This is a genomic window from Nostoc sp. UIC 10890 (assembly GCF_054786515.1).
The window spans coordinates 191454-207261 of the sequence record NZ_JBSGKF010000003.1 but is presented as its reverse complement, the minus strand read 5'-3'; the positions used below and the strand labels follow the sequence as shown (position 1 = coordinate 207261).

Annotated in this window: 22 protein-coding genes and 1 pseudogene; 19 read left to right on the top strand and 4 right to left on the bottom strand. The window is 44.7% G+C overall.

The window, feature by feature from the left end; all coding sequences use genetic code 11:
• Positions 1 to 104 precede the first annotated feature (104 nt).
• Positions 105 to 434 carry a hypothetical protein gene (locus ACWATR_RS32070; RefSeq protein WP_460341890.1) on the top strand — a complete coding sequence of 110 codons (330 nt, stop codon included), beginning with the start codon at positions 105 to 107 and terminating at the stop codon, positions 432 to 434.
• A gap of 38 nt (positions 435 to 472) precedes the next feature.
• On the opposite strand, the gene ACWATR_RS32065 is transcribed toward ACWATR_RS32070, so the two are convergent.
• Together ACWATR_RS32065 and ACWATR_RS32060 are read right to left on the bottom strand one after the other, a co-directional pair.
• Positions 473 to 1525 (bottom strand): hypothetical protein, encoded by a 1053-nt coding sequence (locus ACWATR_RS32065; RefSeq protein WP_460341888.1) that lies wholly within the window; start codon positions 1523 to 1525, stop codon positions 473 to 475.
• 162 nt (positions 1526 to 1687) lie between these two features.
• Complete coding sequence (locus ACWATR_RS32060; RefSeq protein ID WP_190737052.1) at positions 1688 to 1936, bottom strand: helix-turn-helix domain-containing protein; 249 nt, start codon at positions 1934 to 1936, stop codon at positions 1688 to 1690.
• 147 nt (positions 1937 to 2083) lie between these two features.
• On the opposite strand from ACWATR_RS32060, the gene ACWATR_RS32055 reads away from it, so the two are divergent.
• The 15 genes from ACWATR_RS32055 to ACWATR_RS31985 all read left to right on the top strand — a co-directional run bounded on the left by ACWATR_RS32055 (position 2084) and on the right by ACWATR_RS31985 (position 12855).
• Positions 2084 to 2893, top strand: coding sequence for a hypothetical protein (locus ACWATR_RS32055; RefSeq protein ID WP_460341885.1), 810 nt, complete (start codon positions 2084 to 2086; stop codon positions 2891 to 2893).
• Positions 2894 to 3065: 172 nt separating this feature from the next.
• Positions 3066 to 3392 (top strand): hypothetical protein, encoded by a 327-nt coding sequence (locus ACWATR_RS32050; RefSeq protein ID WP_460341882.1) that lies wholly within the window; start codon positions 3066 to 3068, stop codon positions 3390 to 3392.
• On the top strand, positions 3385 to 3588 hold the full coding sequence (locus tag ACWATR_RS32045) for a hypothetical protein (RefSeq protein ID WP_460341878.1): 204 nt from the start codon (positions 3385 to 3387) through the stop codon (positions 3586 to 3588). Before ACWATR_RS32050 ends, ACWATR_RS32045 begins: the two co-directional genes overlap by 8 nt.
• A gap of 23 nt (positions 3589 to 3611) precedes the next feature.
• The gene (locus ACWATR_RS32040; protein WP_460341875.1) at positions 3612 to 4070 is read left to right on the top strand and encodes a DUF1392 domain-containing protein; all 459 of its coding nucleotides are present in this window, start codon (positions 3612 to 3614) and stop codon (positions 4068 to 4070) included.
• A gap of 40 nt (positions 4071 to 4110) precedes the next feature.
• Positions 4111 to 4917, top strand: coding sequence for a KilA-N domain-containing protein (locus ACWATR_RS32035; RefSeq protein ID WP_460341872.1), 807 nt, complete (start codon positions 4111 to 4113; stop codon positions 4915 to 4917).
• Between the two features lie 9 nt (positions 4918 to 4926).
• Positions 4927 to 5292: a hypothetical protein gene (locus ACWATR_RS32030; protein ID WP_460341869.1), complete on the top strand. Its 366-nt coding sequence runs from the start codon at positions 4927 to 4929 to the stop codon at positions 5290 to 5292.
• Entirely contained in the window at positions 5289 to 5951 is a 663-nt protein-coding gene (locus ACWATR_RS32025) for a hypothetical protein (RefSeq protein ID WP_460341866.1), read from the top strand. The genes ACWATR_RS32030 and ACWATR_RS32025 overlap by 4 nt, the downstream gene beginning before the upstream one ends.
• A gap of 5 nt (positions 5952 to 5956) precedes the next feature.
• On the top strand, positions 5957 to 6418 hold the full coding sequence (locus tag ACWATR_RS32020) for a hypothetical protein (protein WP_460341862.1): 462 nt from the start codon (positions 5957 to 5959) through the stop codon (positions 6416 to 6418).
• Positions 6415 to 6651, top strand: coding sequence for a hypothetical protein (locus ACWATR_RS32015; RefSeq protein ID WP_460341859.1), 237 nt, complete (start codon positions 6415 to 6417; stop codon positions 6649 to 6651). The genes ACWATR_RS32020 and ACWATR_RS32015 overlap by 4 nt, the downstream gene beginning before the upstream one ends.
• A gap of 232 nt (positions 6652 to 6883) precedes the next feature.
• Positions 6884 to 7081 (top strand): hypothetical protein, encoded by a 198-nt coding sequence (locus ACWATR_RS32010; protein ID WP_460341856.1) that lies wholly within the window; start codon positions 6884 to 6886, stop codon positions 7079 to 7081.
• A 112-nt stretch (positions 7082 to 7193) separates the two neighbouring features.
• Positions 7194 to 8735 carry a group II intron reverse transcriptase/maturase gene (locus ACWATR_RS32005; protein ID WP_460341853.1) on the top strand — a complete coding sequence of 514 codons (1542 nt, stop codon included), beginning with the start codon at positions 7194 to 7196 and terminating at the stop codon, positions 8733 to 8735.
• The gene (locus ACWATR_RS32000; protein WP_460341851.1) at positions 8696 to 9292 is read left to right on the top strand and encodes a hypothetical protein; all 597 of its coding nucleotides are present in this window, start codon (positions 8696 to 8698) and stop codon (positions 9290 to 9292) included. The genes ACWATR_RS32005 and ACWATR_RS32000 overlap by 40 nt, the downstream gene beginning before the upstream one ends.
• Positions 9280 to 9879 (top strand): alpha-ketoglutarate-dependent dioxygenase AlkB family protein, encoded by a 600-nt coding sequence (locus tag ACWATR_RS31995; RefSeq protein ID WP_460341848.1) that lies wholly within the window; start codon positions 9280 to 9282, stop codon positions 9877 to 9879. The genes ACWATR_RS32000 and ACWATR_RS31995 overlap by 13 nt, the downstream gene beginning before the upstream one ends.
• 109 nt (positions 9880 to 9988) lie before the next feature.
• Positions 9989 to 11503, top strand: coding sequence for a hypothetical protein (locus ACWATR_RS31990; RefSeq protein ID WP_460341845.1), 1515 nt, complete (start codon positions 9989 to 9991; stop codon positions 11501 to 11503).
• Positions 11504 to 11505: 2 nt separating this feature from the next.
• Positions 11506 to 12855: a replicative DNA helicase gene (locus ACWATR_RS31985; protein ID WP_460341842.1), complete on the top strand. Its 1350-nt coding sequence runs from the start codon at positions 11506 to 11508 to the stop codon at positions 12853 to 12855.
• A 15-nt stretch (positions 12856 to 12870) separates the two neighbouring features.
• Here the strand turns inward: ACWATR_RS31985 and ACWATR_RS31980 are convergent, their stop codons facing one another.
• Positions 12871 to 13275 (bottom strand): hypothetical protein, encoded by a 405-nt coding sequence (locus ACWATR_RS31980; RefSeq protein WP_460341839.1) that lies wholly within the window; start codon positions 13273 to 13275, stop codon positions 12871 to 12873.
• Between the two features lie 51 nt (positions 13276 to 13326).
• Here ACWATR_RS31980 and ACWATR_RS31975 point away from each other — a divergent pair, with 51 nt between their 5' ends.
• From ACWATR_RS31975 to ACWATR_RS31965, 3 genes are read left to right on the top strand one after another with little or no spacing between them, the layout of a single operon-like run.
• Entirely contained in the window at positions 13327 to 13707 is a 381-nt protein-coding gene (locus tag ACWATR_RS31975; protein WP_460341836.1) for a hypothetical protein, read from the top strand.
• 5 nt (positions 13708 to 13712) lie between these two features.
• Positions 13713 to 14105 (top strand): ASCH domain-containing protein, encoded by a 393-nt coding sequence (locus tag ACWATR_RS31970; RefSeq protein ID WP_460341833.1) that lies wholly within the window; start codon positions 13713 to 13715, stop codon positions 14103 to 14105.
• On the top strand, positions 14102 to 15565 hold the full coding sequence (locus ACWATR_RS31965) for a DNA cytosine methyltransferase (protein WP_460341830.1): 1464 nt from the start codon (positions 14102 to 14104) through the stop codon (positions 15563 to 15565). The genes ACWATR_RS31970 and ACWATR_RS31965 overlap by 4 nt, the downstream gene beginning before the upstream one ends.
• A 28-nt stretch (positions 15566 to 15593) precedes the next feature.
• Here the strand turns inward: ACWATR_RS31965 and ACWATR_RS31960 are convergent.
• A pseudogene (locus tag ACWATR_RS31960) lies at positions 15594 to 15683 on the bottom strand (DUF7219 family protein); the annotation flags it as partial.
• Positions 15684 to 15808: the final 125 nt, after the last annotated feature.

Here is a 15808-nt window from a genome sequence, read left to right as displayed (position 1 = left end):
TATTTAGATGGATTGAGTACGACCGACTTAGAAATGGCGCTCGTTGGTTAACTAGGTGCAATGGTATCGAAACAAGGCTGATTCCTTGGTTTGAAGAACGCATCATGCACAACCCTAGTATGTACAGAGTCATGGAAGAGAAACGTTTTGGAGTTTGGACTTCAATCCCATTAAATGACTATGAAGCAATGAGGCAAGACGTAAAAGCCATGTCATTTACTGAAAGATTGGAATTAGCGCGAAATTCAGAAATTGGCTGGCAATTATTTCCTTTGGAATGTGGTTCGCAGTTGAAAGTTATCAGTGGTGTAGAGCTTCTCTGTCTTACCAGTGAACAGCTAGAAGTATTACTGAATAAGAAGCCCTACATACAAGAACAGCATCCAGGTATTTGTGCTATTGATGAAGATCCTATTCCTAAGTTGCTATTTTAATGTTGTATTCTTTTGCAAAATTACTACAGCTTTGAAAGCTACATCTCATACCCAAACTCAGACTCCAACAAACTCAGTACTTTCTCTTCCAACCCAGTCAAATAAGCCCGATTCAGCTTTCCCAACGATTCCAAAAACTTCTGCACCGATTCCTCCAGTCCACTCGAATACACTCGACCGATGCGATCGCAAATTACCTGCATCTGCTGACACTCGGCAGGCAGGTAATTGTAAGACTTTAGGTGCTGCAACCCAACCGTATACTCCCCATCCCAGGTTCTGACAGTGCAACTGAATTGGCCCACATGGTTGACTATGCCCCAGCAGCCACCCTTGCCTCTGAGTTCTGGATTGTCTTTGGCAAGAATTTGGCAGACTTCGCCAATTTGGTAGGTGTTGGGTATTCTGGTACGTTCCATAATTTTCTGCACTACATCAGTGACGATCCTCGCACTGGGAACTTTACCACCAGCCTCCTGTACTGCCCGTTGCCAAACTTTAACCTGCTGCTGGGGTTCTAGCTTTGCCAGAGGGCGCACTTGTCCTTCGTTAGTTGGCAGGATTCGTGAGGGGTTAGGTCGAGTTTTGTCTACTTCCTCGTTTTGGGAACAATTTGTTCCCGTTTCATCCACTTCTCCATTTTGGGAGCAATTTGTTCCCGTTTCATCCGCTTCTCCATTTTGGGAACAATTTGTTCCCGTTTCACCCACTTCTCCATTTTGGGAACAATTTGTTCCCGTCACTATGTTGTCAAATACTACAGAACCAGCTATTAGATAATTGACTCGGCGATGGGTGTATCCAAATCTATCACTACAATACTCCTCAAATGTGCGATGAGTGGATCTATATAACCTGCGATCGCGCAACTGAGCCAATGCCTTGCCTGCCTCAAAAAATGCACGTTCCACCTTGCGTTCTAAATGCAAGCGATCGCTAATTTCGTGCTCGGTTAATTCTGGAACTTCAACCGCAGTAACTGTAATTGTTGCTGAAGCTGGATCTTCTTGTTGAGTAAGATTATCTGGTGATGTACTGTCACTGAATGGAGCAGAGGTAGATTTTTTACGATTAGAAGGTGGTTTAGCCATTATTCCACCTTCCCTAGTTCAACAATATTTTTTCAAAGTCAATTGCAAAGTAAATTTTGGGAGTAGTTAATAACTGCTTACGCATAGCCCACCGCAGACATCGTTAGACATCGTTTCTTTGGAGAATTAGAAGATAGGGCAAGAGAATTAATATTCTGAGGGTTAACCATCAAACTTTACACCTAAGTCTATATTTAAAACTTGCTCAATTCTGCGAATTACATCCTCTGTCGCAGGCGCTCTTAAATCTTCGTTTTCCAACTGATACCAGTAAGAGCGGCTTAACTTAGACTCACGACAGATATCAGTCAAAGTCCTTTCATCACGCTCCCTTGCCTGTCTTATTTTTTGCCCCAGTCCTGGAAAGTCTAGGACGGTTTCAACTACTCGCTTTACTTGCACTGAATTCATAGATAAGTTCTCCAAAACTAATCTTATTGTAATTTGTCTACAGACGCTTGACAAGTGTATGCAGACAGTTTACATTAATAGGTATAAAGAAAGCGCCCCGGACTACCAATCAGAAGCGCTTTCCGTTCTTTTAGGAACTTACTAATTATGACTCATAACATCTACAGCCAACAACAGCTGCAACTGAAATCCATTGCGCGGCTCAAGCAAATCTACAGCGAAATCGCCTGCACAGTCGAAGTAAGTGACAAACGCTGCAAGGATGCCTGGATTTCCGCCATTGTTAATTATCAAGCCACCAAGATTCAGACAGTCACCCTCGCTGCCCCCGACGAACAGGCCCTCGCCCAAGCCGAACTCGACAGTTACATCGCTGATCAAGCTCAAGCCGTAGCTCCCGAACCCCTCAGAATAGTCGAAATCTCTTTTTACGATCATGAAATTTACTGCGGCGAGGAACTGATAGCCAGCATTAGCCACGACGATGACCTAACACAGCCTTGGGTAGTCTTGGTACAAGGCAAAGAGAAATTCCGCGCTAACACTTATGCAAGATGCTATCGCTTCATTCAATGGCATCACCAAGACAGCACACTAAACGAACCCGCCCAAGTAGAAACACCCCCCACAACCGAAAACCTAATCATGGCGCATATCTTCAACGAGTGCGAGAAGTACGGGTTTGAAATTCTTGATGATGGCATTTACAACAACAACGGCGTGAAACTGGGACAAGTCGGATGCACTGACAGGAACTGGTGGGTGAAGAGGCGTTATTCACGTCAGCAGCAGTATTCTAACTCTGTGTTTGATGCTGTGCGCTCATTGTCGATGGTGGACGTGTCTACTGATGGTAAATCCATTTTTGAGGAATATTTTTTAGATCAGCCGTTAGAACAGCTAACTGGCGATAAATTGCAACGCCTGCTGGAGAGAACGGAGTTAGTTACAGCGTAATTCAGAAGTCAGAATCCAGGAGTCAGGAGTCAGTAAATAAATAAAGAGCAGGGTGGAGAAGTTAATAAAATCTGCTTTTCTTCCTCCTCTTCTTCCTCTTATCAAAATTCTGACTTCTGAATTCTGACCCCTGAATTCTTCTTTCATTTTCCCTTCATTCACCTATTCATCTATGCAACCCACAATTTCGATCCCTCAACACTGGTCTTACCCTCGCTTTAACTTGGAACAGCGTACACAACAGGGCATCATCTTGGGACTTTACTACTACCCATCTGGTACAGAGTTGGCTGAACAATTTGATGATGGCTGGCGTTATGCGCTGATGCCTAATAAAAATTCTGATGAAATATCTTACTTGCAAGAGGATCAAATCCAAGCACTCACACCAGAAGAATTATTCTCAGAAATTACCGCAGAGATTGAGTTTTATCAACAGCAAATCTCTATTCTGCAACAACAGTTAGCCGTATTAACTGGAGGTTTTACAAATGCCTAAGACGGTTGACCCCAGCTTTGAACGCAGAGCAAATCATTTGCTGCGTTCGATTCAGCTTTGTGGTGGTTGCGTACCTCTGCATCGGCTTCAGTTGCAATTCTCTGATTCAGTAATTCAAACTCTGCTGGATAGAGAATTGGTGCAAGTACAGAACACGGGACGCGGCTTTTTGTTGGAGATTGCCGAGGATTTTTAGCTCTTAATCGAAGAGGAAAAAGCATGATTGACTACGTTAATGCACTTAAAACCAGTTGGTATATCTCCCCACCTTGGGGTCAAATAATTCCACCTGTTGAGGTAAATTTACTGGAGAGAGTTTACCTGAAAACTACAAGAACATTTGGTTATTGCTCTGGTGTGCAATGGAAACATGAGTGTTGGCTTTATACAATCATTTGTGGTGATGAAATTGTTCACGCTACAGAACATCAAATCATTGGGACTGGTCAATTAGAAGCTCTCACGGTACAAAAACCTGCTTTCGTTTTAGGTCAGAAAGTAATCCTTTGTTCTTATGGGGATGACACAAAACAACGGCTGATTCTGGGGGTTGTACTTGTGGATAAGTTTTGGTTTTATCTTGTCGAATTGGTATCACCAACATTGGCTGAAACACCAACCATACTTAATCGCTTCTCGCTGGTTGGTGAAAAAAGTTTGGTGCGCGTGAATGCCTGAATTAATTAACTATTTTGTTCAACACTTCTGGTAATAAACTATGTTGACACACTCATGGCGCGACTCAGAAATTCAGCAAATGCCCCAAGATGGAGAAATAGGTAAATACAGTATCCCAAAGGGCTATGTGAATGCAACCCAGATGGCAAAAGCTAATAAGAAATTATTGGCTGATTACATCAGGCTAAAGTCTACAACCGAGTATTTGCAGGCTCTTAGCCACGATATGGGAATCCCCATATCGTCACTTGTAATCGAAATTTCTGGACGCGCTAACTCTCAAGGCACTTGGATTCATCCAGAAATCGCCATTGATTTAGCTCGGTGGGTATCTGTAGAGTTCCGCATTTGGGCCAACAGAACCTTAATGAAAGTAATGCTCACAAGCCAAGTCGAGCCAGTACAAGAGCAAGAACCACCAAAAGCATTAGTCCCATCCCATGAAGCTGCACAGTTAGCCCTGCTGGTGGGTGAATTCGCTGGGTTAGAAAAATCCCTCACCGCCCAGTTAGCTGTTAACGCCGCCACCAGAGTTAATCCCGCACTTAAACCAGCAGCCGATGAACTCAAGTCAGCCATCGCAATTACCAACGTCAGTGATGACGCATACCTCAAGCCTACAGATATTGGCGAGAAAGTTGGAATGAGTGCGGTGGCAGTGAATAACTGGTTGGTTCATGCTGGCTTGCAATACAGAACTGAAGACAAGAAAATCCCATATCGTCCGACTGACTCAGGTAAGCAATGGGGGCGGATGGTAGCAGCGATCGCCAAAGGTTCAAATCAGACTGTCTTTCAGCTACGGTGGTTGCCAACCATTACACAATTGTTTTATGAACGCAACTGAGGTGAAACAGTGGAAGAACAAATTGACGAAATCGGTAAAGAAATCAGTCTTGCCTACAAATTTTACCAAGGATACGGTTACTTTCTCTCGTCAACTGTAGCCGAATGGTTAGGTGTTGAGTCTCTAGATTGGCAGCACCAAACAATTTTGGATCTGTGTGCAGTCGATTTAATTAGCAATGCTGTCCACAAATTGGGAAATGAGCAAGGGAGACGATACCTTTCATACTTTATGCTGCATGGAACTTACTCCGGCAGACAAACAGTTTTTGATGGTGGCTTGAATACATCCTCGCTTGAAACCATCTTAGTTGTGATTAACTTACACAAAACAATCGCACCCCAATTCATTCCAGATTTTGAGGTAGAGAAATGACACGATTCCACGATCCAAGAGCAAGTGCGATCGCTAAACAGATAGACCAAATTAACGCAAACGGTTGGGAGTCAGCCTGTGACCTTGCCCGACAAAACCACGCAGTTAAAAATGGACTCTCACCAGTAGAAACAGTATTGCGTTTCGATATGCTTCTGGCTAAGTCAAAAGAGACAGCCGATAAAAGACAGGCAATTTGGGTAGAACAAGTAAGCCAGGGTATTAGCGGAATCGAATGGTACACCGTCGAGTACGGTGGCATGGCTGTGGAGCTTCCCCGGCTGTGTGAGGAGTTAAGGCTCGTTCCTGGCGATAAAGAGATTCTTGTGCAGTCCAAGCCGGTGGCGCTCGACTTCCTTGTACATTGGAACCTCGCCTTCAAGCTGTGGCGTTATGACCGTGAAACAGAATCGCGCTGGTTCTCATCTCGGTGGATTCAGTTTTACACCGAATACATCTGCCGGGAATGGCTAGAACTTTGGGCAGAAGATGAGGTTTACCAGATTCTTTTACCAGATGGAACATTCCAGGACAAACCCATGTTTGCTATTAATGCTTGCTGCTGCTGGGGTAATCCTGAAGCAATCCACCGCACCACTGCATACTCTGATTCTGGCTCAAGCTGGTTTCAATGGAATAATTTTACGCCTTGGAGATAAAAAGTATGAAAGCCATAGTCACAGTAGTTGAGAAAATCTCATCTGAAGCTCACATTAATATTCCTGAAGGTTTAGCAGAATCAGGTATTAGACAGCACGTTGTAGACAATTACAACAGTGGCGAAATGCTTCCTTTACTGAATATTTTCCACGTTGATTTTGAATCTATTAGCGTTCACATTGGTAAAAAACTCCAAATTACTTGGCAACCTGGAAAGCCTTGGAGTTCAAAGCGTCCCTATTACTTTTGTAAACTTGGAAGATTTACTTTGACTCTGTTAACTGATACAGAGCAAAACTTAACTCGTACAGAAGTTTACTTTGGGCATCACAAGCAACTTATTTATACGTCAGAAAAAGAGATATCCATTGATTTGGCAACAGTCGAACTCCAAAATTTCTTAAGCGGATTAGCTGTTGAACTTCAGACTTTAAGCCACATTGAATTTAGTGAGGATGAAGTATGACTGTTGTACCATTATTAGCACCAGAAATCACCGTCATCGAAACTGTCACCCGACATCCTCTAAACTTTTACGAGTCTCCATCGTGGTTCACAACTGAATTACTACGCCATGTTCCGTTATCTGGTGTCATTGGTGAGCCTTGTGTGGGACACGGCGCGATCGCATCATTACTTCAGGCGTGGCCACACACCAAGCAAATGTGGACAAACGATATTGTGCGATTCGTTGCTTAGTAAATCACGGTAATCAGTCCGTAAATAACTAAGCCAGCCTGACAGCAGATTACTGTCATCAAAGGCTGAACTCTCGGTTTGATGTAGGTGAAAGCCCTACCATTCAGACTCAGAATTGACTCCTTATCTGCCCACACCGAACAAGCTCGGTTCTTGTAGAGTGAAGCTGGGAACAGGGCGCAATCAGACGACCGTTGCGGGTTGACACTGGCGCTAACAGGGAGTTCCTACGATGAAACAGAGCCTAGAAAAGCGACTTATTAGTGAACAGGGCGCAACACAAAAACCCCTGATTCCACTGGAGTTAATTCCCGCCGTAAAGGATATCACTAACGGCAAGAGTCAGGGGAATCCAGTAGTCGAACTGGCAACATCTAAGGGAACAATCAATCTCACCGAGGGAACGAATAAAAACGAGCTGTGGGTCTAGGGGCTTTTCGTTCCCCAAGTAGCCCAGACGAGCGGAGGAATCCCCACAGTTCGGGTAGGACAGACCGTAATTGGTCTGAGGTGTTCAGAATACACTAACTAGAGAAGAGAAAATGATTAGACACAGTTACAAAACTAGTGAATCTTGGAAAGCTCTACCGTGGAAGAAATTCCGCCGCAACCTTTTCCGCCTTCAAAAGCGGGTGTATAAAGCGGTTCTTGTTGGAGACAAGCGGAAAGCTAGGTCACTCCAAAAGCTTATTATGAAATCCACCTCGGCTCGATTTCTTGCAATTAGACTTGTATCTCAGCTAAATGCTGGTAAAAAGACGGCTGGTATTGATGGTAAAAAATCCCTCACTTCTAGCGAACGCTTCCACCTGGAAGAATGGCTAAGAGCAAACAGCGGAAATTGGAAACATCAAGGTTTGCGAGAAATCCCTATCCCCAAAAAGGACGGGACTACCAGAATGCTTAAAATACCAACCATCGCGGATAGAGCTTGGCAATGCCTTGCAAAATATGCACTAGAGCCAGCACACGAAGCAACCTTCCACGCCAGGAGTTACGGGTTCAGAACTGGGCGCTCTGCCCACGATGCACAACGGTACATCTACAACAACCTACGCTCTTCCTGCAATGGAATAGAGAAACGAGTAATTGAACTCGATATTGAGAAGTGCTTCGACAGGATTAACCACTCAGCAATAATGGACGAACTCATTGCCCCTTTTGGCTTAAAACTCGGAATATACCGATGCCTCAAGGCTGGAGTTAACCCAGAATTCCCCGAACAAGGAACGCCCCAAGGGGGAGTGGTCAGCCCATTACTAGCTAATATCGCGCTCAATGGGATTGAGGGTATCCATAGATACAAATACACAAACGGATGGATAGAGCCATCAGTCCGATATGCGGACGACATGGTTATTATACTCCGACCCAAAGATGATGCGACAGAGATACTTGAAAGAATCAGCGAGTTCCTCCGCAAACGCGGAATGAATGTAAGCCAAAAGAAAACCAAAGTTACCGCCACGACAGATGGGTTTGATTTCCTCGGCTGGCACTTCAAAGTGCAGAGCAATGGAAAGTTCAGAAGTACTCCCTCAGTGGACAACTTCAAAGCTTTTCGTAAGAAAGTAAAACACATCGTCAACAACTCGAATTATGGTGCTACCACAAAGGCTGAGAAATTAGCCCCTGTAGTTAGAGGTTGGAGAAACTACCATAAGTTCTGCAAGATGGACGGGTCAAAGTTCTCACTTTGGTTCATAAGTCACAGAGCATATAAGGTATTCAACGAGGAAACCAAACAAAACCGTCACTCATGCCGGGAGCTAATAGAAAAGGCATTTCCAAAGGTTCCTTTCTCCGAAAATAAACACGTCATGGTTGCAGGAACAAAATCCCCCTATGACGGTGATACAGTGTACTGGAGCGAACGTAACAGTAAACTATATTTCGGCGAAACCTCTATTGCTCTTAAGAAGCAAAACCATAGATGTGCTTCGTGTGGTTTAAAGTTCATCGATGAAGAACGGGTTCACCTGCATCACATCGATGAAAATCATGCCAACTGGAAAAGAAATAATCTGGAAGCAATTCACGAGAGTTGTCACGATTACAAGCACATGAGCAAAGGCGCAAGCTAAGAACATCGGAAGCTGGGTGCGATGAAAGTCGCACGCCCAGATTTAACAGAGAGGTGCCCCGGATAATACCGGGCATCGACTCTACCGACCCCAACAAAGCGGCTGATTACCACTACGATGCAACACTATCTCAATCATGGGACTCTTTCCCAGAGTGTGAGTGGATCTGCACTAACCCACCTTATGCGGAGTTTGCTGCACCAATTATCAAGAATGCTTACCAGAAAGCGCGTGTGGGTGTCGCTGCATTCTTGTTAACCAGCTTTCTCGAACCTTGCGATGACCGGGCTGAATTCCTTCAAGAACACCCGCCGTCACTTGTAATCATCATGCCGCGCTTCTGCTTTCGGAAAGACAAACGGGGTACTCGTTGGGCTACCGATAACGTTACCATCTCGTGCTTTGTATGGGACAAACGCGCAATAGGGCAGCAAATTATTATTCGTCCCAAGTCGGCGATCGCTGGGTTTTACAAAAATCCAGAACAGGCTATTTCACAAGAACGGGCAGAAAAAATTGTTCGGGCGATTGCCAAAGGAGAATTATGCAACAACTAACTTTATTTCCCGAATCTGCTCCTACTTTACCAGTCAACTATTATCCAGAATTTCTGAAAAAGGAAGAAGCCGACGAACTCTACCAACATTGCCAAGAACTGCAATGGCAGCAAAACCAAATCAGGATGTTGGGTAAAACTATGCCCGTTCCGCGTCTGGAGTGCATTTATGGTGACGAAGGGTGTGATTACCTCTACTCCAAGAGTGTACTGCTCAAACCATTACCTTGGACTTCATCGCTGGCCCAACTGCGTGACAAAATTACAGATGCTACTGACTACAGCTTCCGCATTGTCATTGGCAATCAATATAGGAGCGGACAAGACAGTATCGGCTGGCATAACGATAGCGAGGCTTCGATGGGATTTAACCCAGCGATCGCATCCATCAGCCTGGGTTCGGTGAGGAAATTCCAAATCAAGCCCATCGGGGGTAAGCCGACTGACTTTTGGCTGGAGCATGGGAGTCTGCTGGTGATGCTTCCAGGCTGTCAGAGTACTCATCTGCATCAAGTTCCGAAGACCAATAAGGTCGTTAGTACACGGATTAATCTAACTTTTCGACCGCACGTTGGGGGTAAAAGGTAATTCGTTCTGTCTATAAAACATTATCGTATCTTCCAAATATCGAATTCTATTAGTCAGATTGAAAAAGTCTTGAATGTATTACATCCCAAAACATCAGTAGGGGGATCTCATGAAGTTAACCGATTGTTTGATAGACCTTGGTAATTCTGTTGCTTATTACCCAAAACTAGTTGAAGTCACGGGTGGCGTTTTACCAAATTTGTTTTTATGCCAAATGTATTACTGGCTAGGTAAACAAAAAAATCCTGAAGGTTGGATTTATAAAACTCAAGCAGAGATTGAGAAAGAAACTGGACTGACTCGAAAACAACAAGAAACAGCCCGAAAATTTCTTAAAGCCAGAGGATTACTCCAAGAAAAATATACCGGATGTCCCAGACGCTTAGAGTTTTGGTTGGATAAAGATGCTTTAAATCAACGTTGGTCAGCTTTTATGAACAATCTTGAGCTACCAATTGCGAAAATTACTTCATCTTGGACTCGTAGAGCAAAAAAATCTCAGGATGACGCTGATCAAAAACCCAGCATAATGCCCAATTCGGACAATATAAACAGCACCAATAGTGCAATATGTAATGACCAAATAGAGCAATATATATTGCCTCAATCATCCAGTACAGAATGCCCCGATAGTACAGGCTATAATGCCTTCCTTGGACATACTGTAATGCCTTCTTCGGACAATCTATCTATATATACAAAGAATACTTCAAAGATTACTTCAGAGATTACACACAATGCGCCCCTGGCTTCGCCACCCGCGCCCCCCACCCAAGAATGTGTGTGTGAAAAAGAAGAACTTGATTTAACAACGAAAGAAATTGAACTTGAAGAACCAAGTTTAGAAAAACCAACCCCAGAAGAACCAACCCCACAACAACCCACTTCGTTGTTAAAAAATTGCGAGTCTTCGCAACAAACCGATAACCCCTCTTGTAGGTCAACTATTGCGGGGGGGTCGTTCGAGAAATGCGAACAAGCGAATAAGCCGCAACTAACCTGTCCCTACAAGACAGCAAAGAACGTGAAAGAACTGATTGATGCGTGGCTAACAGACCCGACTGCTATGAGTGATGATTGTGTGCCCCTGATTGTCAGAGACTCAATCAAGTGGAATCGCTGGGTTTTACCTTGGCGCAGTGGAGAGCGAAAGCTAAATAACTTGTACCAGAACTTCAACCCCATAGTCGTGGATTTCCTGGCAAAAGAATTAGCCACTAAGTCCAAACTCTCGGCACAACAGGAAATTACTCATGCTGTTGCAGTCATGAACACCTGGGAGAAAACCAAAGGGGGATGGACGAACCTGATGCAGCGCTATAACCAAGCATTGCAAACAGAAAAACAGCCCCTACCCCAACTGCATACTGTTACGGCAAAAAGACCAGGTAACACCACTAGCATCACGCTCGAAGATGCTTTAGCACAAGACCGAATGCGCCGTCAGCAAGAGCAATCCATTCGGGTTCCATCCAATGAATATCAACACAGCCCACAAATGCTGGAGCTAAAAGCGAAACTTCAAGCCAAAGCAAATGAGCCAAAAGTTCCGAGCAACACCAGACCCTCTTCCACGAATTTGCGAGAAGTTGAAGCGCAGTTAAAATTAGCACTAAGGGCATAATTATGCACTCTAATCAAGACAACGTAGTTCCTTTTGGCTCTAACTATCCAGTTTCAGGTCTGCCTCCACAAAACATCGAGGCGGAAGTTGCGATTTTGGGCGGGATTATGCTTGACCCAGAAGCGATGACTAGAGTCAGCGATCGCTTGAGCATTGAGGCTTTTTACATCAGCGCCCACAAAGATATCTATCAAGCCGCAGTCCAACTTCATGCTACATACCAACCCACAGATTTACTAAGCGTGACCGCTTGGTTGGCTGACCACAATTTGCTAAACCGCATTGGTGGCAGAAATAAGTTAGCGACTCTGGTAGATCGCACTGTATCAGCCGTCAACATCGACGCTTTAGCTGATTTGGTGATGGAGAAATATCGACGGCGACAGTTAATCAAAGTGGGATCGGAAATTGTCCAACTCGGTTACGAGACGCAAACTGAACTGCCACTTGTTCTATCGCTTGCTGAGGCGAAAGTTTTCACTGTAACCCAAAATCAAAGCGATGAACGTTGCAAGGTTTTCTCAGCACAAGACATGGGCATTGAACTTTTTCAAAAATTGGAGATGGGAAGTATGGCAGGCGACAAAGTTGGTTGGTACGACTTGGAAAATATCACTGGTGGCATTTATCCCAGTAGCTTGGTAGTTGTAGCTGCTGAATCCCACATGGGGAAAACTCACTTCATGATTTCTTATGCTTACGAAATCATGACCAAACTTGGAAAGCCAGTTCTGTACGTTACTCCAGAAATGGATAAGAATCAACTCAATGCCCGAATGCTGGCCCGAATCACTGGCGTAGACGCTTCTATGATTCAAACCAATACTCAATGCTACTGGGAGCAAATAGCACAAGGCATAGGACAGATGGTGGAGTTGCCTTGGAAGGTTTACGAGCATTCCTCCCCTACAACCACAATGATTGCTTCTGCTGTGCGCCGTGCCATTGCCGAATTTGGTGGTTCTATTGGTGCTGTGTTTATTGATTACTTGCAGCAGATTCCTCTGGAGTCCGGTGGAAATATGGCTTTTGAAGTCGGCAAGATTACCCGCCAGATTCGGGATATTGCCAAGTCTCACAAAATCCCTGTTTTCTTGGGCTGTCAAATTAATCGGGGCAATCAAACAACGGCTGATAAACGCCCCAATCGTCATCTGTTACGTAATTCTGGCGAAATCTTTGAGGTTTGTGACCAGTTAATCATGCTTTACCGCGATGCTGTTTATACAAAAGACCCAAGCGATCGCACTATTGAGTTGATTGTTGAGAAAAACCGCCTTTACGGTAAGCTCGGCACTGCGACCATGTTGTGCGATTTATCGACCTCGAAATTTTTGAACTTGGCGAGGTAAGCGATATGAAGTTAATTAATTCGGCGTACTACTGCCACCATTCCGGTCACGCAGATACTCCCAAATTCTGCGGATTTCTTCTTGAAAAGCTTGACGGTCGCGCTCTGCTTGAAGCAAGGAAGCAAGCAAAACTTCTCGATCGCGGTCAGCTTGAATTTCATTTTCCCTTATGGCTTGGCGATCGCGTTCAGCATCTCTTTGAGCAGCACGTAATCCTTCCTGATGGAGACGCGCAATGTCAGCCAATTCCCTAATGGTACGCTCTAACCTAGCAATGGTTTGGGAGTTACCCCTTGTTTCCCGCCTGTTAGCATTTTGTACTGTCCTTAACAAATCCAGTTCGTCACCTATCTCTTCTAGACGAGTATCAATATTATCAAACCTTGCACTGATATCTTCCGGTGGAAAAGCGTTTGTCATAATCCCTCCTTCTTCTTTCTATTCTCGCAGAAACTCACAATTACAGACTTTATGAGTACAACTATCCAACAACTCTTCCATAAATGGGCAACTCTTGCCCCTGATGAATGTTTATCTACTGAGCGCGATTACAAGTTCAAGCTCCGAATTTTACCAGATGTTGAAAAGTGCAATTCTCTTACTGCTAGTCGCCAAATTATTACTGAGAACTTAGAAACACATTTAGCCAATCGACGTGATCTTACAATTCAATTGTTGAATTTTGTGTTACTGACGATTATTCAGCACTGCGCGGCTCGACAGTCCAGTATCAGCTTCAGCTTTACAGAACTTGGGACTATCGCCACAATCTGCAACGGACTGCGTTCACAGCCACATCCACATCCAGCGATCGCGGCATTAGACGCATACATTCAATTGCTGGAGTTTTAAAACCGATGAAAGCGCTATCTGTTCGTCAGCCTTGGGCATGGGCAATTATTTTTGCTCTAAAGGATATTGAAAACCGAGGCTGGCCCATTCATTATCGCGGCGACATTCTGATTCACGCTGCAAAAACCTGCACCAAAAAAGAGTACCAGTCAGCGAGAGAATTTTGCCAAGGGATGGGGATAGTAATCCCAGAATTAATCTCTCTACGTCGCGGTCAAGTTATTGGCATTGTCACAATAGTTGACTGCCAATTTTCACAAGTTGCGTCTGGCTGGGGAATGCCCATGCAATATCACTGGAAGCTGGAGAATCCACGCGAGATTACACCGATTCCTTACATTGGGCGGTTGGGGATTTTTGAAGTACCGGATGATTTGGTCATGGAGGTGGCTGCATGACTAAAACAGCCCGAAGTCATACGCTACTTCCAAAGCCAAAATCAGTAATAGTTGAGTTATCTGCAACACCCGAAAAATTCTTAGAGGACGACCTTGAAAGCTCACAAATTCATAGCCAAGGATGCCTCTATCCGTATCTCGAAAAGAAAAAGCTACTTGATGGCTCAATAGCTTTTTACCCACGAGTTATAGGTGAGCGTGACCCAAACAACCCGACTCTATGGCGATGGGGATACAACTGGGAAGAACGAGTTGATGGAATATGGAAAGGGCGAAGTATCGGCTCAATTCCCCCTGGCGCTATTCCAATGATTCGTCTAATGCAACAGCAGGAGGCAACTAAGGAAGATATTATCGCCTTTATCAAAAAAGCGAAAACCAAAAAGCCATCACCAAAATCAGATGTCTGCAAAAATTTTGATAACACAAAATTAAAACCAGTTCTTCCAGATGATGCACCGATCGCTGTAATACTTTTCGCTGGTGGCGGTGGGATTGAAGCTGGGATGGTTCAAGCTGGTATTCGCCCAGTCATTGCAGTAGAGTTTGACCCAAGCAAACCAGACTTAAGCAGGGCGATCGCCAAAACCCATCACCGCAATTTCAGGGAATATGGCTGCAAAGTCATCCAGCTAACAGTTCAAGAAGTAGCACGGTTAGGATTTCTAGGTTTTCCCCGCCGCCCCGATTACCTGCACGCCTCCCCGGTGTGCGCTAACTTTAGTCAAGCCCACACAGCTAAAGCAGGTAAAGGTGGGGAAACTCACGATGATCTGACGGCTGCGATCGCAGTAGCAGAAGCCATCCGACAGTTGCAGCCACGGGTGTTTACGCTGGAGAATGTGCCGCGCTATCAGAACAGCCAGAGCTTTGCCATCATCTTGGATGCTTTGGAACAAGAGGGGTACTCGGTCGATTACAGCGTGGTCAACATGGCTGAATTTGGGTTGCCCCAGGCGCGGCGGCGGTTAGTTCTGGTTGCAAGTAGGGGTTTGAGCGTTGCAATACCCGCTCACAGAAAACCAATAGGTTGGTATGAGGCGATCGCCCATCTAATCCCTACGATGTCTGATTCACAACTACTCCCCAAACAACAGCAAGCGGTAGAACAATTTCTGGCGACGGGCATTCCCACACCACTGCTGATCGAACGAGTCGGAGGGCGTAAAGATGTGAAATACAAGCCTGCACATTTACCCTGCAATACGATATTGCGGTCGCATTTCACAGATCACAAAGGTTGCAACCGTAGTAAGTTCGCTGATATCTGGTTGCCGGATGGTACGGTTAAGTCTTTGTCTATTGAAGGGGCTGCAATCTTGCAAGGGTTTCCCGGTTGGTATGAGTTTCCCAACGAGACTGCTACGGCTGGGTCAATCATTGGCTACTCTGTCCCTCCCAGTTTCGCAACACAACTATTTATATCTGCACAGAGTAAATTATTAGGAGTGACTGTATGACTAACCTTGTCCAAAACTTAGAATCACTTCAGGCTATTGCCGATGGCTCCTCACCAATTCCCAGTTCCTTCTTACTGTGCTTTAACTGTTTCCAAAGTCCCTTAATTTGCTGATAAGCATAGCAGCACGAGAAAGATTTTTGGCGATTACTACGTTTAAAAGATTAGACATCTCCAGAAATTAAATATGCTCCCCCCAGAAACCTTGTAGAGAGGTAGCACTGCTACGTCAAAACAATTCTTT